Here is a 20671-nt window from a genome sequence, read left to right on the forward strand (position 1 = left end):
TTATAGCAATAGACTTCAGTTGACATTACACATAAATTTCTAGACCGTAAATCTGAATACTAATCTAATTAATTAACCTTCTTACTTGATCTCCACCCCTGCCCATTCTTCCATATACCGGACAATATAAGTGAAATCCTTATCTCCTGCTCCTTGGGTCATCGCGAATCGCCAGAAATGGATCAAATTAGATCCCAGGAAGATGGGAACGTTCAAATGCGCAGCTAAATCACCGTACATTTTTATGTCTTTGTAGGCCAGGGATGTTTTAAAACCAAAATCGAATTTTCTGCTCAGTATGGACCTCGGAAACTTATCTCGAGTAGCTGTATTTCTTCCGCTGCTGATATCCAAAACTTGAATCATCTTATCTGGATCTAACCCCGCTTTTACACCAAGAACAACAGCTTCAGAAGTCATTGCCAATGACGCAAAAGACAGCAAGTTATTTATAATTTTCATCGACTGTGCCTGCCCCGGCTCTTCACCGATATAAAAAATATTTTTTCCTATGATTTCCAATACCTCATGACAACTCTCGTACGTTTCTTTATCGCCGGAAACCATAGTGGCTAATGTGCCGTTTTTTGCACCCGATACGCCTCCGCTTACAGGAGAGTCCAACACTTTTATTCCTTTTTCGCTCAGTCCCGCTGCGATGGTTTCCGCCATTTCCTTTCCGGTAGTCGACAGATCAACAAATATTTCCACCTTTTTACCTTCGATGACTCCATCAGAAGAAAGGGCTACTCCTTTTACAATGGCGGGGGTAGGCAGGCTGACCAACACACATTCAGCTTTATCTCCAACATCACGCGGAGATGAGGCGATTTGCACGCCCTCCCCCTCAAAAGACTTCAAGACTTCTGTGTTTATATCGTACAAAGCCAGCTTGTAGCCTCTTTCCAAAAGTCTGGTGACCATGTGATGCCCCATATTCCCCAAGCCGATAAATCCAATGGTTTTATCCTTCATCGTCACGAACCTCCTTTACCCAGTTGGTTTCGTTTCCGTGATATTCATACCATGCTCCTGTTAATCCCGAACAATACTTTCCAATATGGACATGCCTCTTTTTTTCTTTATCTGCAAAATTCCCGGAATTTCTGTAAAGTCCTTGTTCTCGATGCCTTTTACAATTTGGCTGTATTCAGCGGCCGATCTGCTTAAGCTTATGGGATGTGACAACGTCAAATATCGGAAAGTCGTCCATCTCATGTTCAGCCGTTGATACACATCAATCAATACATTGTTGTTGGACAGCTGGATCAATCGTAAGTGAAGTTCTTCCACCACCAAATGACATTTTTTCACTTCCCGTTTGTCGATGGTAGCCTGCATTTCATCAATCAGCCTCTTCAGTTCATCGATTTGTTCTCGGGTGCAAATCATAATCCCCCTATTGATCGCCAATTCCGTAATGGTATACACCACGTCATACAAATCACTAATTTCTTTGAAAGAAATTTCTTTCACAAATACACCGCGTCTCGGAATCTTTTCCACCACACCCTGACTTTCCAAAATAAATAAAGCTTCCCGGATGGGCGAACGACTTATGTTAAACTCCTTGCTTAAATCGGTTTCCACCAATTTTTGGCCAGGCATCAATGTGCCTTCGGCAATCTGTATCGCAATTGCTTCAGCTATCTGTTGAGCCACTGTTCCATTCACTGTTTTTTCCATTTACCTCATACCCTTTTAAAATATTTGGTTTTACTAAATGATGCTGCTAGCTTAAAAAATAATATATACAAAGCAAATCACCTTCCACGATATCAGGCATTTTAGTTGTTGGTATTGGTATTGCTTTTGAAAAATTATGTAACGAGAAAATCATCAGGTTTCTTTTCGGTGATTTCACATTATTATTCCTTAAACTATGCATAATATTATAGCAATGATAAGAGTATACAAAACAGAAATTGGTCAAGCGGTAAGAACAGATTTTAGATAAGATGTAATATAGAAGAGATTTTTAAAAGCCTGCAGGCAAGACCCCAAAGCAAGGGGGTTTCGCCTGCCTTCTTCTAAGAAGCGGCAAAATCTTTATTTCCCTTCTTTCTCCATCTCATCAAAGACCTGCTTGGCATTTCGGAAGCTGTCAACGCCTGCAGGTACACCACAATAGATGGCACACTGCAAAAAGACCTCTGTAATCTCTTCTTTTGTCACACCGTTGTTCAGTGCTCCTCTTGTATGAAGTTTCAGCTCGTGCGGGCGATTTAATGCTGTCAACATCGCCAGATTCAGTAAGCTTCTGTCTCTTTTCGACAGGCCGGGTCTTGTCCATACTTCACCCCAGCAATACTCTGTGACCAATTCCTGCATCGGCATATTGAAATCGTCAGCTGTAGAAAGAGATCTCTCGACATGCTCTGCACCCAGTACACTTTTCCGAATTTCCAAACCTTCATCAAATCGTTTACTCATTTCAACATCTCCATTCATTTGATTTTCACTACTTATTCCATATCACTTTTCGGACTGACCAAAAGTGTCCTTGTTCAAATTGTATACAATTTGAACAAGTTGTCAATCCAATTAAACATAAAATTCAGAAAACTTTAAGTTGAAATCGTTTAATGCTTTTCTAAAATTTCATCCAGCACCGGCTGTACATATTTCAACAAACCTGCTGGATTTTCAGAGGGAGGAAAATGCCCCATCCCTTCCATTTTGATAAACGTCCCATCCATCCTGTTTGCCGCTTCTTCGCTTTGTTCCGGAGTGCAGGAGTAATCGTATTCACCACAGAATATCCATAGTGGGCATTGTGTTTTTCCGATCCCTTGTGCTTGTTTTGGCCAGTCATAGCTGTAGAAATAAGTGTCTCCCTGATAGACGCCTGGCCCCCCTTGAGCATACTCCCATAACACAAGCCTGCGGAAATATTCCGGGCTTTCAGGCGACATCAAACCGTTTACCCAGGAGGAGAGAAAGTGGCCACCATGCACCTGCAAATGGTTTGTCCAGTTGACACGCCTCCCTTCTCTTCCAAAACCTCCTTCCATTGAAACTACCGCCCGGAACAGCTCACCGTACCGGGCAGCAAGGTGCAACACAATAGCCCCTCCCATGGAAGACCCAGAAATCACTGGTTTTTTGTCGTATAGATCAGCTGCTTTCAAAAAGCCTAAAATCCATTCTGTATACAATTTCGTCGTCAATTTATACGGTTTTTCCCAAAATTTATCGGGAGGGGAAGATTTTCCGTGATATGGTAAATCGAATGCAATCATCCGCCATTTCTTTTGCAGTGTTTTATTGCCCAACAAATATTTATATTGACGCGAGTCCGACCCAGCCGTATGAAGAAAGATGATTGGCTGGCCTTCGCCAGCTTCTTCATAATATGTAACATGCTCTTCCCCATTTACATACATTTTTACATAATGGCCTTTGATCGTTTCAGGACTGAATTTCTCTTCTGTCAATTTAGCCGCCAGACTTTCCGTTTCTTCTTTCGCCGACAACAGCAACCGCTCAACTATCCGTATAGATTGAGCCCAGACCAGCCGGTTTCCCTCAATGGATACTCCCGGAACATGAGCTACCATTGCCTGCAATGTATTGTGGAACGGCGGAGCAACCTTCTGCAGATACTTTGACCAGGCGCTTCCTGGTATGCTGATGGTGAAATCCCAGACATGATCCAATGTCAGTTTTCGGGTCACGGAAATTTCCTCTTTGTGGATGTGCCACAGGTACGTTTCATCTCCGATCTTCAAAAGAAACGAGAAGTTCAAATCACTCAGCTGTAAAAAGCTTTTCAGTTCTTCGTCTTCACTGGCTTTTTGCATCCATTCATTTACTTGATCCTCATCCATGTTTCATGATTCTCCTTCCTTTTCAGTTTACTGTGAAAGTTCATCAGGATAATTTAAAGACAACCTCTGCGAATTCGTCACTGACACTCGGAAACTTTTCCGTCACTTTCGGGTCATGACCCGGGATGATTAACTCCGGCGAGCTGGCCAATTTGTTCACCTTATCAAACGAATCATACATTTGAGGAATATTATGAACACCTGAAAAAGGTCTGTCTTCTTCAATATTTTTGTAGTAATGCGTGGCATCTGATGCTAACACAAGGGTTCCTTTCTCAGTATTAACAGTAACAATCTGAAGGCCAGCCGAATGCCCTCCGACTTTATAGACGTTAATGCCTGGTGCTATTTCTTCATCGCCGTTTACAAATTTTACTTTTGCCTTAAAGTTCTCTTTTACTAAATGAAGTATATCCTGTTCTTCGATGACGCTGTAAAATGCCAATCTTGAAGCATATTTTCCTGTCCAGAATGCCATCTCCTCTTCTTGCAAAACAAAGGTGGCATCGGGGAATTTCGTCAGATTGCCGATATGATCATAATGCATATGGGTAATAATCACCTTTGAGACTTCTTCTTTTTTGACGCCGAACTTTTCCAACGTCTCAATCGGACAGCGCAAAAATGTACGTTTTCTTTCATTGGATACTTTTTCGTTGAAGCCGACGTCGATGACAAATGTATGAGCAGCTGATTTGGCAACCCAGATAAAATAGTCCATCGGCATGGAATAATCTTCATGCGGATCGAAGTGACCATAGAAGTTATCGTAGGCTTTGACATCTCTGGTGGCATATCTAATCGCATATACTTCGTAAACGTCCTCTTTACTCATCTCGCATTCCCTCCATTTTTTAATCTTCTAAATGTCAGTCACCGAAGAAGTCGATCAGCGCTAAGGACAGTCCCGGTATGAAACTGACCACCATCAGGTTAAGCACCAATATAATTAAGAAAGGTATTGTCGCTATGGCAATTCTTTTCAATGAAACATTCGCGATTGCACAGGCGACAAAAAGGTTTACCCCTAATGGAGGTGTACACAACCCAATCGCCAAGTTTAACACCATGATGATTCCGAAATGAATCGGATCGATTCCAAATGCAGTCGCTGCAGGAAGCAGAAGTGGCGCCAAAATAAGAATCGCGGCTGTCGTTTCAAAAAACATACCGACAATCAACAGGAGCAGATTAATGATCAGCAGGAACATGATGACGTTTGGAGCCAGGTTCAGAAAGAACTCAGTTACCAATCCAAAAATGCCTTCCCTGCTTAAAATCCATCCGAACAACCCTGCGTTGGCGATAATAATCATAACAATCGAAGACATCTTCATCGCTTGGGTGAAAATTCCCAGGATGTTTTTGAAATTGATTTCCCGGTAAACAAAAACCCCGATTATAAATGAATACACCACCGCAATGATGGAGGCTTCTGTAGGTGTGAAGATTCCGCCATATATTCCGCCCAGCACAATAAACGGCATAATAATGGCCCAGATGGCATCTTTAAAAGCTACCCATACTTCCCTTGGGCTGGATCTTTCCAGCTTTTCAATATTTCCGTTTCTTTTTGCTGTTAAGTAAACGAGTAATAGTATGGATAAAGCTACCAATATCCCTGGAATTACTGCGGCTTTAAATAAGTCGCCTATTGAAGTACTTGTCACCACCCCATATAAGATGAGGGGAATACTTGGTGGAATAATAATCCCTAAATTCCCGGAAATCGCCTGTATAGCACCGGCATTACTGCTGTCATACCCCTGTTTGATCATTGCTGGGATAAGTATTGCACCCAACGCTGCTACAGCTGCTGTTGCCGAGCCCGAAATGGCGCCAAAAAACAAGGAAGCAACTACGGCTACAATTCCAAGTCCACCCGTGATATGGCCTGTTAAGCTTTGCGAAAAGTGAATAAGACGTTTTGAAATCCCGCCATGCTCCATTAAAGTACCCATCAGTATAAAAAACGGCACAGCCATGAGCGGGAAGGAGTCTAAAGATGTAAACATTCTTTGGACAACAATCACAAGCGGAATATCTCCTACCCCCCAAATCGCTATCACAGACGCCAGGCCCAGAGATATAGCGATTGGCACACCCAGGACCAATAATATTCCCAACGTAATCACTAATATAGTTGCCAAGGTCAGTCAATCTCCTTTCCGATCAGTCTTTCTACAATAGCTGCTATCCCATTCAGGAGCATCACTACCGAACCGATTATGATAGCCGAATAAGGAATTGACATCGACACCTGCAAAGTCGGCGTCACCTGTGAACTGACTTGTCCTAAAAACTCATATCCTTTGACAATCAGCACCAAACTGAAGACAATCGCTGCGATGTCAATAAACGTTTCCAGAATCGCCTTTGCTTTCTCACTTTTCAAAACTTCAAAAATGACGTCGATCGCAATCAGTTCTTTTCTGCGCAACGCGATACCCGAAACAATAAATACAATGAAAATTGAGCCGTATCTGGCCACTTCCTCAGACCAAAGAATAGGTATTGTAATTACATACCGGGATAAAACCTGAAGAAACACCACAATGACAATAAAGGCGAATAAAAGAGACAACAAAAGCAACAGCAGCTTATTTAGAATGTTGACCATTTTTAAAAAGATAACCACATGGATTCAACTCCTTTATGTACAGTGAGGAGCAACCCAGAGAGCGCTCCCCAAAACACGAATACCTGACTTACTCTCGAAGTGACTTAATTGTCTCTAACGCATCACCGAATTCATCCTCGTATTGGGCATTAAACTCTTCAGCCAAAGCTCTGAAGGCTTCAATATCAACATCTTCTCTTCGAATGACTTCTACACCGTTATCAACCGCTGCCTGGAAAGCCTGTTCCTGAACATCGCTCACCCATTCGCGCTGGTCTTCGGTTGCTTGTATTGCAGACTCAACCACTAAGTTTTGGTGCTCTTCTGACAAGCCATCAAAGAACGCCGGGCTCATCACCATAAAACCTTGCTGGAAGAAGTGGTCCGTCTCCGAAAGGTGGGTCGTCACTTCTTGGAAGTTATTTGCTACAAAAAGAGGGATCGGGTTACCCAATCCATCGATAACGCCTTGCTGCAGTGAGGTAAAGACTTCTGTAAAGGCCATCGCTGTAGGATTGGCTCCCACAAGAACTTCCCAGTCTTGTTTAACGTCATTTTCAACAGCCCGGAGCGTCAAACCTTCTAAGTCATCCGGATGCGTGACAGGTCTTACACTGTTGCCGTAGCCCCAGAAACCAATTTCAAACCAACCCAGCATTTTGAGGGTTCCGTCCCTTTCAATACTTGCATTCAATTCTTCTCCAAAATCTGTTTCCAGAGCATCGAAGAAATGATCTGTATCCTCAAAAAGATAAGGAAGCTCTAGCACTCTTGGCAAGTCTGCAAAGTTCCCAAGTGGCGAGGTCGAAGAAATGATCGCATCGATTGTGCCAATTTCCGCTCCCTCGATCAAATCCCGCTCCGCTCCAAGTACACCGTTGGGGTGAATCGTCACTTCAATCTCTCCGTTTGACTCTTCTTCAATGATTTCCTTAAAAATCCGGGCATATCCATGATGCGGTGTCAAATCCGATTCCGCGATGGCGTGAGCAAGATCGATTTGCACGACCTCTCCCTCCGCAGTAGAGCCTCCGTTTTCGTCACCATTTGATTCACCGCTGCCACCGCATGCGACTAATACAATTGAAGCCAGAATCAATGAAATCAGCAATAACATCTTTTTCATCTTCGACCCCTCCATTAGTTTAATTTATTGTATGCGCTTACAAATCCTTAAACCACACCTCTTGCAGTTAACAGAATATTGCAAACTGTATACAACTTATGATTATTTTATACTACTTAAAAACGAAAGTCTATCTTTTATTGTTTTTGTTACCGCTTGAAAGATTTAAATTTTAGGAAGCGAAGAGAAAAAATTTTCATCATCCAAAGTCCACAAACATTAGTATACAATTGAAAATTTCATCAATACAAAAAACCAGTCGGTACCTCCTTCCTTCAGCTGTTTACTTTAATGACTATCTTTCCAAATGCTCCTCTACTTAGGTGTTCATACGCCTCGATTGCTTGATCGAAAGAATAAACTGTATCAATCACCGGTTTGATATCGTATTTTTCGAACACTTCAATCATCGATTCAAAGGCCTTCCGATGCCCCACCCGCATTCCTTGCAGATGAGCTTGTTTGGACAATAATGAAAACAAATCCACTTCCGCTGTCTTGCTTTCAAGAAATCCGATGATGAATATCTGGCCTTGAAGAGCCAATGCATTAATCGAGCGATTGATGTTTGTGCCTCCAACCACTTCTAAAATGTAATTTACGCCATTCCCATCGGTTACCCTCGCCAACTCTTCATTCCACTCGGGCAGTTCTTTGTAGTTAATCACATCTGACGCCCCGAGCAACTTCACTTTTTCAGCTTTCTTCCAGCTGCTCGTCGTGGCAAAGACACGTGCCCCCAATGCTGTGGCCAATTGCACACCGAATAGCGAAACGCCGCCTGTTCCATGCACCAAAACGGTATCGCTTGAAGTCAATTTTCCCTCCTCCACCAATGAAAACCAGGCAGTCAAAGCGGCGATTGGCAAAGTGGAGGCTTCTTCATCTGATAGATTGTCAGGAGCCATCACCGCAGCCTCTTCATCTAACACCATGTACTCGGCCAATCCGCCATCAAGCACGCCTCCCAGTGAATACAGCACATCGTCGGCAGCTGGTTTGCCGTCAATCCATTTCGTGTAGACATGAGAAATGACCCGGTCCCCTTCCTTAAATCGCGTCACCTCTGCTCCTTTCCGCACGATGACACCCGCTGCATCCGAAACCGGAATAAACGATCTTTCCATCAAGTCCCGCCGATAATTCCCATCCATTATGTCCTTGTCTCGGTAGTTCAGCGAAACCGCATTCACTTTAATAAGGATTTCGTTATCTTTCGGCTCTGGTGTTGGTACCTCGACCAATTTTAAGTTTTCCAGTTGAAAATCCTGTTTTTGCCACGCTTTCAATACAAACTCCCCTATTCTCGCGTAATAGAATGCACCGATTCCTGTCGTTTCATGAACTTTGATTGATTTCCTTCTATCATAAGTGCAGCGAAATGAAACGAGATTCCGCCATTTCGCTGTAGATTGGGACTAGGATAAATTCATCACGACTGTTTTCAGTTCCGTCATTTCTTCTATTGCGTAATGCGGTCCTTCGTTCCCAATGCCGCTGTTTTTCACGCCACCATATGGCATGAGATCTGCACGATACGTGGAACCATCATTAATGATTACACCACCGGTATGCAATTTTTTCACTGCGTACATCGCCGTATTGATATTGGATGTGAATATGCCGGATTGCAACCCATAGTTGCTGTTATTCGCTTTTTGAATAGCTTCCTCCAATTCGTCAAACGGCAAAATAGTGACTACCGGACCAAAAATTTCTTCACAAACCACTTTCATCGTTTCTTCCACATCTTCAAGTATTGTCGGTTCAATGAAAGGTCCATTTTGGGAACCGCCTGTTACAATTTTCGCCCCTTGGCTGACCGCCTCGTCAATCCACTCCTTCACCCGGATCGCTTCTTTTTCACTGATTAACGGACCAATCGTGGTACGATCGTCCATCGGATCTCCAACTATCACTTCTTTTGTGTATTTCACCATTTTTTCCAGGAATTCTTGTTTGATGTCATTGTGGACATAGATCCGCTGAACAGAGATACACGCTTGACCCGCTGTCGTAAAGCCCCATTTCACGCAGCTTTGAGCCGCTTTTTCCAAATCGGCATCTTTGTGGATAATGTTCGGCGAATTATTGCCCAGCTCCAAGGAAACATTCCGGAGCCCCGATTTTTCCTTGATTTCTTTTCCGACTCCCGGGCTCCCTGTAAAGGTATACTTTCCGATCCTTTCATCCTCCAGCAGCCATTGGCCGACTTTCGAACCGGAGCCACATATCAAATTGACATATCCCGCCGGCAATCCCGCTTCTGTCAAAATCTCCATCAAAATGAACGCTGACAACGGTGTATCGGAAGCCGGTTTCCATACCACCGTATTTCCTGCAGCAATCGCAGGGCCTATTTTATGGCAAGCCAGATTTAGCGGAACATTGAAAGGCGTGATGGCACAAACCACACCAATAGGGACTCGAATATAATAGCCGAAACGATTTTCACTCCCCGGACTGGCCGATATGGGCACAATTTCTCCGCTTAACCGCTTGGCTTCTTCTGACGACAGCAGCATCGTTTGCACGGCGCGATCCGCTTCCACTCTTGCTTCTGTGATGGTTTTGCCAACCTCCCCCACCAGCACTTTGGCAATTTCCTCTTTTCGTTCCTTTAGAAGATGGGCTGCCTTATTAAGGATTTCATACCTCTCGTAGGGAGATAAAGAGTCATTTTTGAATGTCTCTTCAGCACTGGCAACAGCAGCTTCAACATGAGATTTTTCCGCTTTTGAAACACGTCCCATTTCTTCTCCTGAGTACTTGTTGTAAACTGCAAAATCCGATTCCGTTTTGACCGAGTTCCCACCAATAACCAATCCATAACTTGTCATGTTACTCCTCCTCCAATTTCCTTCGGCTCAAGTCTACTCACCACGTCATTGTTCTTTCACTTCTACTCCAGCCCACTCTTCAAAGTACTTGATGATGGTCGTGTAATCTTTGTCCCCTGCCCCTTGCGTCATGGCGAATTTCCAAAAATGCTCCATATTGTTCCCTAAGAACATTGGAACTTCCAGGTCAGCAGCTAAATCCAAACATAGTTTAATGTCCTTGTACGCCAAGGCGGTTTGAAATCCGTAGTCAAACTTTCGATTGATAATGGATTTTTTGAATTTATCTTCTGTTGCGCTGTTCCGGCCGCTGCTCACATTCAACACATCAATCATGACATTCGGATCCAACCCCGCTTTGACTCCCAAGACCATTGCTTCTGAAGTAATTGCCAAAGCTGATGATGACAGCAGATTGTTGATGACTTTGAGCGCCTGAGCCTGGCCGATTTCCTCACCGACGTGGAGTACTTTGTCTTTGTTTCCAATGGAATCGAGAATATGCTTACATTGGTCGAAGATTTCTTTTTCTCCTGCCACCATGATGGATAACGTAGCTTTTTCAGCGCCAGGAACACCGCCACTGACCGGTGAATCAAGTGTCTTTATCCCGCTTTCTGCAAGCGCTTTCCCAACTTCCTTTGAAACGGTCCTTCCGGAAGTGGACAGATCGATATACACCCGGATAGCAGAACCATAAATCAGACCGTTTTCATCCAACACCACTGATTTAACCACTTGGGGTGTCGGCAGGCTGACCAGGACGATCTCCGTTTGGTCTGCCACTTCTTTCGGCGAACTCAAGCGCAGAACATCTTCTCCGGGAAATGAATCCACGACTTCTTTCCGGATATCGTAAATGGCTAACGGATGACCCGCCTTCGCCAGATTACTTGCCATGTGATAACCCATATTGCCCAACCCTACAAATCCAATTCTCTTATTCTCACTCATTTAATCTCCCCTTTTCCTTTTAGAATCGTATTGTTTAAAGCATATACTTCTGCATTGGACTTCCGTATACAATTGTCGATCATACCCACTAAAATAATTTAAATATTTCGAAAATTTATTTCATATTTTCTCCTTTCTGAACAATCCAGATCAGCTCCCTGACAAGCTTTCATTGCTCAACTTATTCAAATTGTATACGATTTGAATTTGTCAGAGAAAAGAATATAGATTTATTATAAAACAATTGATTGAATTTTGTAAATATAACCGATAAAATTCATGTCATTCGCCAAACACTTTTAAATATTTTATAGTATTGTATACAATATTTTTTCTTGTATCAGCTTATTAGCATTAAAGCTTCAGAGGGCATGTGGGCTTTCATTGAAAACAAGATCAAGCAGAATTAGAGGTATTTCTATTTTTCAATTTATAGTTGGCTATAGCCAGTAGAACCATTCCTAATAGCAAGATTATGGTTGCAAATGCAATAGAAGAGTTGTAATTTCCACTGTATTCAATTAAAATGCCGGCTATGATTGGCCCAACCATTTGACCAATTCCAAAAACAAATGTCAAAAACCCGATTCCTTTGTTGCTTTGTTCCGGTAACAACGCACGGGTAGCGGCTACAAACATAGCAGTCAACCCCATAAAACTTGCCCCAAAAAGCAGCGACCCCACTAACGCCCCAAAGGCATTTGGTAAAAGAAGCGGAAGAGTGATACCGACGATCTGCATCACAAATAACCCTTGCAGCGTAATGCCGTACCCCTTTACTTCCGCAACGTACCCTGAAATAAGCGTTGCTGGCAAAGCTCCAATACCGACCAACAACCAACTAAGAGAAGGAAATCCGCTTAACGAGGGTACTTCCTGCACCATGGCTACCATAAAAGTTCCACTGACTATGTACCCAACACCGACACATGTATAAGAAGCAATAATCCACCGGAAAGCAGGATGACTTTTCTTTTTTGTATTTGAGAAATCAATCCTTTCTTCCATTTCCATGGATTCCCGTGGTGGTTCCTTCATCCACGCAAAAGGTACAACAGCGAGCAATAGACAAATTACACCTAACCCGATCCAGATCATTTGCCATTGAAAATAGTAATCGAATAAAGGAACCAATAAACTCGAAAGCGCAATGCCAAGTCCCACCCCGCTGAATAAAAAACCAGTCCATTGAAGCTTTTTGTACTTTGCCAGAAAATCGATGACCAAGCTTGTGATGAAGACAAATACCAAGCCACTCGTCACGCCAGAAACACCTCTTAAGATAAACCACCAAAGGTAGTTGTCGGTTAACCCCATCGCAATTGTACTAAGGATATTAATAAACAGATGAATTTTTAAATGATAAACAATTCCCTTTTCCCACTTCAAGGCACTAGCGATAAGAGCTCCTATTAAATACCCAAGAAAATTAACAGAAGCTAAATAACCGACAAAACTATCACTTAATCGAAAAAAGTCCTGCATAATCGGCAATATTGGCGTGTATGCAAATCGGCCAATCCCAATCGCAGTGGCCAAAACAATGATGCCCCCAACCAATATCTGCAGAGGGAATATCTTGTTCTCCATGGATGACCTCCTCTAATGTGACTTCTTTGTTTTAAATTCTGTATACAATATTATTTTGAATACTATTATACACAATCCTCTTAATGATAATTAAATTTATGTGATTTGTTATTAAAATATTCTGATATATTTACTAAATACAAATAAATATTGTATACAACTTTTAAAATTTCAAAGTTGGTTAGACTTCCTTTTCCTCTTTAAACTTTCATAGCTTGTGTATTAAGCAACACTTTCGTCGCAAAAAACCCGGTATCTTCAAATTAGTTGAGTAACTAATTTGGAGGTACCGGGTGGTGAGTTAGTATATCAAAAATTGATGCATTTTTTCTCTAGTTGCTGAACCGTTCAATAGAAATGGGCTTTCGGAATTTTTCTCTGCTTTCATTCAGGCCTCCTGAACTTAAATGTAGCAGAGCCGCAGCTGACCAATTCGTCTTTATCATTAAAAATACTCGCTTCCACTGTGCCGATGCTTCTGCCGGTTTGAATGATTTTTGCAGTGGCGTAGACCGTCTCTCCTGATCTTACCGCTTTCAAATAATGGGTCAGCAACGAAATCGTCACGTACTTCACATCACCTACCGCGAGTTTCAAGTTAATGCCCATCGCAGCATCCAAAAGCGTTGAAAAGACCCCGCCGTGCATCATCTTGTTCCCATTCAGTAAAGCAGGTGTCACTTCCATTTTAATCGTTGCACCGTCTTCTGTGATGGAATCCACTTTCAAGCCGATCAGATTCCAGAAAGGGGACGTTTCGTAGCGTTTCACCAAATCCACTCGTTCCACTACTTTCATTTTTCACTCTCCCATAATTCGATTTCTTCCAATAGGACGGGGACCGCTTCGAACACCGTATGAAACCCCTGTGAGGATGTGAGCTGGAAGACCTCTAGAATCTCTTCTTTGCTGGCTCCGTATTTCAAGGCATTGCGGAGATGGACTTCGATTCCTTTGCCGAACAGATGAGTGGTCGAAGAGTCGATGGCAATATAGATGAATTCAATGACTTTAGGCTCCAGTATCCCTTTTTTCAAAGGCGATGTTAAAAAGTTCATATAAGCTTCGAAATACGATGGATCCATTTTCAACAAGACGTCCCGAAAGTCATTCCAGTAGCCCATCTGCCCGATAAATTCGGACTTCAGCTGTTCCTGTTCCACACTCAGTACCGCCTTCTGTTCCATGTCCCCGATTCCAAATACTTCCTCCATCAGCGGAATTCCCACTGAGCAGGTATGGACCCCGAGAATGCTCACCGTTTCCAGGACTTCTGTTATTTCTTCTTTTGAAGCCCCGAGTCTTAAGGCGTTGCGGATATGAATTCGGGTCGCCGGCATCGATAAATGAGTCGGAGAAGAACTGATGGCGATATTGATCAATTCTTTTACCTTGGGCTGTAAGCTTCCTGTCTTCCAGGGAATCGAAATAAAATTAACGTACACCCCAAAGAAATCTTCGTCCAGCTGCAGCAATTCCTCCAACCCATCGTTCCAATAGCCGTGGATATTCTTGAATTCCTCTTTTAATTCCTGCCCTTTTTGCGAAATAAGATTGGTCATCAGAACCCTCCATGATCATTTTGCCGTTACGGGATATTCGGTGTCACCACTTGGGGATAGGGCCCATGTTCCGGCGGAAATACATCATCGGATCAAGTTCTTCGTTTTTGCTGAGGTCGATGACTTCGCCTATAAGGATGTAATGGTCTCCTGCGTCGACTTGCTGAACCTTTTTGCATTCCATCGATGCATAGACATTTTCCAATATCGGCAGGTCATTGTCCGAATACTTCCATGGCTGACGGGAGAAACGATCAGGTTCTTTTTTGCTGGCGAATGTCATGCAGGCGTCTTTTTGGTCTCCTGACAATATATTGACAGCAAATTTTTCCGCTTGGTCGAACGCGTTCCAGCTCCCCGCTTTTTTATCGATGCACCAAAGGATCATCAATGGATCGATGGAAACGGATACGAATGAATTGGCTGTTAACCCAACCGGTTTTTGGTTCTCATCTTTCGTGGTGATCACTGTCACCCCCGTTGGATAACTTCCCATAATTTCTTTGAATAGTTGAGTTGGTTCAGTTGTAGTAGTTTTCATATCTGTTCTCCTCCTTTAAAGAATATCGAATGGCTGCATGACGTATATTTCCTTTTAAACCGGCTGTTTCGCCTCTTCCAAGTACTCGCATAGTTTTCGGGTCAACCCACCGTGGCCATACTTCACTTTCCGATTTCCTAATGTACGGGCACAGTATTCGATGAAGCTCAGAATTTCTCTCCTGCGGCTCATGATGTTGTGGATTCCCTGGTCATAAAACCATTCGTCGATCACGTTATAGACTCCGCGATTGATTCCATATTCTGAGTGACAGATTTTTTGGAATGAATGATCTGTGAGATTGATGATATTTTTTTCTGTTTGCATAACTGTCTTCACCTCATTAATCGTTAGGATTTCGGTAAGCAAAGCGGGCCGGGTTTTTCCGTTGAATCTAACCGGTTATCAGATTTCTGCTGCAATCTTCCCTTTGCCTGCCCGGCTGAAATTTCGTGCTATCTTGGCTACTTTTTCAATTGCCTGCTGGTTCATCAATTGGTTTTGCTGGTCAAAGTCGCTGCTTGTAGTAAAGATTCGATCGGGCACAATATTCATCTCCAAATACGCAGCAATCGGCTCCAAGTAATGTTCTACAATTTTATGGTGCTCCGGGTTGCCGCCTGTCGCTGCAAAAGCAACTGTTTTCCCTTTGCAGTCATCCGTCGGGATCAAGTCCAGGAGGTTTTTTAATGCTCCGGGAAATGAGCCGTGCATCACGGAAGTTCCAATGACATAAGCGTCTGCTTCGGCAAACTTGGATATGGCCAATCGTGTGTCTTCATTGTATTCTTCGAATGGGCGTCCATTACAGAATTCCAGATTCAAGTCTTTCAAATCCAGCAGCTCTGTTCGGGACTCCGGATTGACGTCCTTTACTTCCCTTAGTACGATTTCCGTTAAAATTTTCGTCTTCGACCCTACAAGTGATCCGCTGATGCCTAAAATTTTCATGGAATCCCCCTTTCGGTTGAATGGTCGCAGCTTTCCTCAGCGATACCGCCGAAGAAAACGCTTCCACCATACACCATTAAACTTTTTGTTCTTCGAACCAGCTGATGGCTCCTTTTAAACCGAATTCCTGGATTTTTTCATGCACCAATTTGATCCCTTCTGCGGTATGGATGATGGCATCCTGCTCCGGCCCGAACATGACGCTTGTACGGAAGCCCTGCAGCTCCATCGTCCGGTTGTGTGCTTTTTTCTTCAGCTTCAGAATGTCCAACGGTGTTTTTGCAATGCCACGGGCAATGTTCAACGTCTCTTCTTCAAGCTCTTCCTTTTTAAAGCATCTGGCAACAAATCCATAATCGGCTGCTTCTTTCCCTGTAATACGGCTGCCGGCTGTCAGATCCAACATTTTTGCTCTTTGCGGTCCGACGTGCCAGCCCCAGTAAATTCCGACGAAGCCGCCGCCCAAAGGCAACGAAGGGAAACCGAATTGAGCATCTTCAGCTGCAATGACAAAGTCACAGCAAGCCAGTAATTGTGTGCCGCCTGCCAGTGCATATCCATCCACCTGCGCGATGATCGGTTTCGGGAATTCCCACACTCTTAACCAGCGCCTCGTGAAACCTTCCAACCGATCCCGGTCTTCTGTAACACTTGGATCTTTGTATTTCGATACGTCGTATCCTACACTGAAAGCGCGTCCTTTTCCTTTAATAATGACAACACTTACGTCATTGTCTTCTTCAATTTCCGTAAGCGCCGCATCAAAATCACTGAACAACTCCGCATTTAATGCATTCAATTTGTCGGGTCTGTTTAAGATCAAATAAGCGATTTTTCCTTTTTTCTCAATGAGTACCTTCTTATCTTCCATCTGTTTTGACCACCTTTGTATTTTTTAGAATGACAAATCACCTTTTAACAATCTTTTCGCAATCGTACGGCGATGGATTTCTGATGTGCCGTCCGGAATTCTCAACAAACGTGCCATCCGGTACCCTTCTTCCAATTGAAGTTCATTGGAAAGCCCCATGCCTCCATGGATTTGGATAGCCCGATCGTATACGCGTCCCATCATTTCCGTGCAATAGGCTTTCACCATAGAAATCTCTTTTGTAGGCGGCTTCTTGCTTGTCTCAATTTTCCAGGCGCAATTCAATGCCATATTTCTCGCTGCGTAGATATCCATGGCGCATTCTGCCAGCATGTTCTGAATCGTTTGATGCTCTTCGATGGTTTTTCCGAATGTTTTCCGGATCTTTGAATATTCTACTGCTTTTTTCAACGCCCATTGTGCCGATCCGATACATTTTCCGCTCATTCCCAAACGGCCTGTATTGATGCCGTTCATCGCTTTTGTAAATCCGTTGTCCAGTTCGCCGATGATGTTCTCTTCGGGAATGCGCAGGTTGTCAATGCTGATGATTCCAGCGTCTCCGCCCAATGATCCCATCGTGGCAATGACTGAATCTACTGTAAACCCTTCTGATTTTGTCTCAACGAAGAAACAGGTGATGCCGCCTTTGCGCTCTTTCTGCAGTTCCGGATTGGTGACGGCAAACAGCAGGCAGTAATCGGCATAAGGTGCATTGGTGATCCACTGCTTCGTGCCATTCAGCACCCAGTCGTTGCCTTGTTTTACAGCTCTTGTTTTAATGCCCCATACATCGGAACCTGCATCTGGCTCAGTCAGTCCAAAGCATAATGTTTTTTCGCCCGATCCGATTCCTTCAATGTATTTTTCCTGAAGTTCAGGTTTCAATCCTTTCAATACAGGAGTCAACCCATTCGTAAACGGTGACGGGATGACGATCGCTTCTATCAGTTTCCGATTCGGGTAGGATTTATTGATTGCTTCCTGAACCAATAAGGCAGTGACGGGACCGAATTCTTCCCCGCCCAGCTCTTTATCGCCGAACATGGTGTAAAACCCGGCTTTGGCTGATTCCATTCGCACTTTTTTACGCAGCGCTTCGACTTCCGGGCTTCGCCGTCCATCTTCTAAATAATAATTCCGCGGATTATGCAATAAGGATTCATTTGCATCTTCAAGCGGTATGACTACTTTCTCAATAAATTGTTTTAACCCACTGATAATTTCTGCTGTTTCTTCCGGAATGCTAAAGTCCATTCTTTTCTCCCCTTTTCTTATTTAGATGCAATTAATGCAGAACGTTCTTCTCTGACCTGGTTTTCCAGCGTCATTAACCCATCGGCCACTTTTACCCCTTCGCCTTCGGTAAACACCATTACAGGGTTCAAGTCGGCTTCGGCTATCTGCTCCGGGTTACTGGCGATAAAGTGACTGAATTTCGAAATCAAACTGCTCAATTCTTTCGTATCGTACGCCGGTTTCCCACGGTACGATTTAAGAATGAGGCTCGCCTGCAGTTCTTCGATCATTTTTTCGGCTTCATTGACCGACACCGGCGCTTTTCTCATCGATACATCTTTTAATACTTCGATATAGACGCCGCCCATGCCAACCAGCACCATCTGGCCGAAGATCGGGTCTTTTTTGGATCCGATATACATTTCGACAGAGTCTTTTTGCAGCATTTCCTGGACCAGGACCCCTTCAAATCCTGCCCCCTCGGTTTCTTCGATGATTGTTTTCAACTCCTGGAACTTTTCACGCACATCTTCTTCGGTTTTTATCGAAAGGCATACGAGACCTTTATCGGTTTTATGCAGGATTTGTGGGGACATGCCTTTCAGCACGACCGGATAACCGATTTCACCGGCGTAACGAACCGCTTCTTCCGCTGTTACAGCCAGCGCTTCACGGGTGATTGGAATATTATAAGAGGCCAAAATTTCTTTGCTCTTGTACTCTGTCAACAGCGAAGGAGAGTCAGCCAATTCTTTTCCTTTCGGAAACTCGACTTGTTCCGCCTCTTCTTCAATTACCGCTGTACTTAAATAATTCAGCGCCTTTGTCACAATCACCGCCCGGGTCGGATCATCAAGAACATATAATCCGGCATCATTGAACATCTGCTTGGAAGTTTCAGAGTTGATCGTCACAATCATTTGCGGAATGTCCTTGAATAAATTCTTCACCTTCACCAATGATTTGATCCGCGCTTCCAATGAATCCAGCTTTAGTCCGGCGAACCCTAAGAAGACAATGGCCGAATCATATTTTCCACTTGATAAAACGCTTTCCATAAAATCTTCGAGAAGAGTCGGCATATAAGAAATTTGAGCGGTCGTGTCAATTGGGTTCTGTACCCCTGCAATCGGCAGGATGTCTCTCAACTTTTCCTTTACCGATTCCGGCGTTTCCGGCAGCAGCAGTCCATTCTCGGTAAGCTGGTCTGCCAGCAAAATTCCGACTCCTCCTGAGACGGTAAATACAGCAACGTTTCTCCCTTTAGGAAACGGCAATTTAGACGCTGCATAGGTGACATCCAGGAACTCTTCTATCGTATTCGCTCTGTAAACGCCATTTTGTTTAAAGATTGTATCGAAAACGGTATCTGCTCCGACAAGTGATCCGGTATGTGAAAGTGCCGCTTTCATACCCACATCCGTTTTCCCGACTTTTATCGCAATCACCGGCTTATTGTTTTCATGTGCCAATTGAAGCGCTTCAATCAGTTTGGCACCGTCTTTCGTGCCTTCGATATAACAGGCAATGACGTCCGTCCCCGGGTCTTCGGCCAGGAACTTGATGCAATCCGCTACATCCACATCGCATTCATTACCGGTGGCGATGAAATAGCTGAAACCGATCTTGTTTTGCCTTGCCAGTGTAAATACGTGGGAACCAAATGCACCACTTTGGCTGACAAAACCGATATTGCTCTCAATCGGCTGCTCTTCTTCAATAATCGTCGAGAAGGTACTGTAAACACCTTTTTTCACATTGAACATCCCTAAACAGTTGGGACCGAGCACCCGGATACCATGTTTTTCAGCAAGTGCCGTTATTTCTTCCTGCTCTTTTGCACCTTGTTCGTCGAGTTCTCCAAATCCAGCACTGAAAATGATTACCGATCGAACGTTTTTCTCGATGCATTTTTTGAATGTTTCAACCACTGCTTGACTCGGCAAAGCGATGATTGCCAGGTCGACCTCCCCTTCAGCGGAAAGAATATCGGGGTAACACGTGAGATTATTGATGTCATCATATTTAGGATTTATCGGAAGGATTCTCCCTTCATAACCGTACTTTTGAAGGTAATCCAGCGGCCGTCCCCCAATTTTTTTCTTGTCAGGAGAAGCTCCGATAATAGCGATGCTTTCCGGGTTGAACAGTTTTTGCAAATTATCATTTTTCAAACATAATCAAACTCCTTTCATCTTAATTGCCTGTGTTATAAAAACTTCTCGGATAAATGAAGAGAGCTATGGGTTTAGTACTTATAAAGAAGGATTTTAATTATTCGCTCTTCATATTCATATATAAAGCAATTACCGTGCCACTTAATTATGAAAATTTAAATTTTTAGATTTTTTAATTTTTGTGCGGCAAGCAAAAGCTTTTTTCTTTTCAAACAGGTTGAAAACCTCGTAAAACAAGGGGTGCTGCCATAGAATCAAAAAAAAAGATAATGGATAGGCAACCTCTTTTTTTATTTAGATTTTCTATTAATGAAAAAGTCGAAGAGAATCACCTTTTAGTGTTTCAGCTTGGGATAGTATGTCTTATTTT

20 protein-coding genes are annotated in these 20671 nt (G+C 43.4%); all 20 read right to left on the reverse strand.

Translation table 11 applies throughout. The features are described 5' to 3' along the window. Positions 1 to 81 precede the first annotated feature (81 nt). Positions 82 to 975 (reverse strand): NAD(P)-dependent oxidoreductase, encoded by an 894-nt coding sequence (locus EEX84_RS07375; RefSeq protein ID WP_123164974.1) that lies wholly within the window; start codon positions 973 to 975, stop codon positions 82 to 84. Between the two features lie 60 nt (positions 976 to 1035). Further along, entirely contained in the window at positions 1036 to 1686 is a 651-nt protein-coding gene (locus EEX84_RS07380) for a GntR family transcriptional regulator (RefSeq protein ID WP_123164975.1), read from the reverse strand. A 363-nt stretch (positions 1687 to 2049) separates the two neighbouring features. Next, a complete protein-coding gene (gene pcaC, locus EEX84_RS07385; RefSeq protein WP_123164976.1) occupies positions 2050 to 2433 on the reverse strand; it encodes a 4-carboxymuconolactone decarboxylase in 384 nt (127 codons plus the stop codon). A gap of 149 nt (positions 2434 to 2582) precedes the next feature. Next, positions 2583 to 3830 (reverse strand): alpha/beta fold hydrolase, encoded by a 1248-nt coding sequence (locus EEX84_RS07390; protein ID WP_123164977.1) that lies wholly within the window; start codon positions 3828 to 3830, stop codon positions 2583 to 2585. A 43-nt stretch (positions 3831 to 3873) separates the two neighbouring features. Then, positions 3874 to 4665, reverse strand: coding sequence for an N-acyl homoserine lactonase family protein (locus EEX84_RS07395; protein WP_123164978.1), 792 nt, complete (start codon positions 4663 to 4665; stop codon positions 3874 to 3876). 34 nt (positions 4666 to 4699) lie between these two features. Beyond that, positions 4700 to 5980, reverse strand: coding sequence for a TRAP transporter large permease (locus EEX84_RS07400; protein WP_123164979.1), 1281 nt, complete (start codon positions 5978 to 5980; stop codon positions 4700 to 4702). Positions 5981 to 5982: 2 nt separating this feature from the next. Beyond that, a complete protein-coding gene (locus EEX84_RS07405; protein ID WP_123164980.1) occupies positions 5983 to 6468 on the reverse strand; it encodes a TRAP transporter small permease in 486 nt (161 codons plus the stop codon). A gap of 70 nt (positions 6469 to 6538) precedes the next feature. Further along, positions 6539 to 7576 (reverse strand): TRAP transporter substrate-binding protein DctP, encoded by a 1038-nt coding sequence (dctP, locus tag EEX84_RS07410; RefSeq protein WP_158599084.1) that lies wholly within the window; start codon positions 7574 to 7576, stop codon positions 6539 to 6541. 275 nt (positions 7577 to 7851) lie between these two features. Further along, complete coding sequence (locus EEX84_RS07415) at positions 7852 to 8865, reverse strand: zinc-dependent alcohol dehydrogenase family protein (RefSeq protein WP_123164982.1); 1014 nt, start codon at positions 8863 to 8865, stop codon at positions 7852 to 7854. A 129-nt stretch (positions 8866 to 8994) separates the two neighbouring features. Next, positions 8995 to 10416, reverse strand: coding sequence for an aldehyde dehydrogenase family protein (locus EEX84_RS07420; RefSeq protein ID WP_123164983.1), 1422 nt, complete (start codon positions 10414 to 10416; stop codon positions 8995 to 8997). 45 nt (positions 10417 to 10461) lie between these two features. After that, positions 10462 to 11370 (reverse strand): NAD(P)-dependent oxidoreductase, encoded by a 909-nt coding sequence (locus tag EEX84_RS07425; RefSeq protein ID WP_123164984.1) that lies wholly within the window; start codon positions 11368 to 11370, stop codon positions 10462 to 10464. A gap of 396 nt (positions 11371 to 11766) precedes the next feature. Further along, the gene (locus EEX84_RS07430) at positions 11767 to 12960 is read right to left on the reverse strand and encodes a YbfB/YjiJ family MFS transporter (protein WP_123164985.1); all 1194 of its coding nucleotides are present in this window, start codon (positions 12958 to 12960) and stop codon (positions 11767 to 11769) included. A 384-nt stretch (positions 12961 to 13344) separates the two neighbouring features. Then, the gene (locus tag EEX84_RS07435; protein WP_123164986.1) at positions 13345 to 13758 is read right to left on the reverse strand and encodes a PaaI family thioesterase; all 414 of its coding nucleotides are present in this window, start codon (positions 13756 to 13758) and stop codon (positions 13345 to 13347) included. Continuing rightward, a complete protein-coding gene (locus EEX84_RS07440; RefSeq protein ID WP_123164987.1) occupies positions 13755 to 14522 on the reverse strand; it encodes a carboxymuconolactone decarboxylase family protein in 768 nt (255 codons plus the stop codon). The genes EEX84_RS07435 and EEX84_RS07440 overlap by 4 nt, the downstream gene beginning before the upstream one ends. 43 nt (positions 14523 to 14565) lie before the next feature. Further along, complete coding sequence (locus tag EEX84_RS07445) at positions 14566 to 15063, reverse strand: flavin reductase family protein (protein ID WP_123164988.1); 498 nt, start codon at positions 15061 to 15063, stop codon at positions 14566 to 14568. Between the two features lie 54 nt (positions 15064 to 15117). After that, on the reverse strand, positions 15118 to 15390 hold the full coding sequence (locus EEX84_RS07450; RefSeq protein WP_123164989.1) for a hypothetical protein: 273 nt from the start codon (positions 15388 to 15390) through the stop codon (positions 15118 to 15120). Between the two features lie 78 nt (positions 15391 to 15468). After that, positions 15469 to 16014: an NADPH-dependent FMN reductase gene (locus EEX84_RS07455; RefSeq protein WP_123164990.1), complete on the reverse strand. Its 546-nt coding sequence runs from the start codon at positions 16012 to 16014 to the stop codon at positions 15469 to 15471. 76 nt (positions 16015 to 16090) lie between these two features. Further along, positions 16091 to 16885, reverse strand: a complete 795-nt coding sequence (locus tag EEX84_RS07460) for an enoyl-CoA hydratase-related protein (protein WP_123164991.1) — start codon at positions 16883 to 16885, stop codon at positions 16091 to 16093. 24 nt (positions 16886 to 16909) lie between these two features. Continuing rightward, the gene (locus EEX84_RS07465) at positions 16910 to 18142 is read right to left on the reverse strand and encodes an acyl-CoA dehydrogenase family protein (RefSeq protein WP_123164992.1); all 1233 of its coding nucleotides are present in this window, start codon (positions 18140 to 18142) and stop codon (positions 16910 to 16912) included. 17 nt (positions 18143 to 18159) lie between these two features. Next, complete coding sequence (locus tag EEX84_RS07470) at positions 18160 to 20298, reverse strand: acetate--CoA ligase family protein (protein WP_123164993.1); 2139 nt, start codon at positions 20296 to 20298, stop codon at positions 18160 to 18162. Positions 20299 to 20671: the final 373 nt, after the last annotated feature.

The sequence above is a fragment of the Planococcus salinus genome (assembly GCF_003719725.1).
Lineage (GTDB): Bacteria > Bacillota > Bacilli > Bacillales_A > Planococcaceae > Planococcus > Planococcus salinus.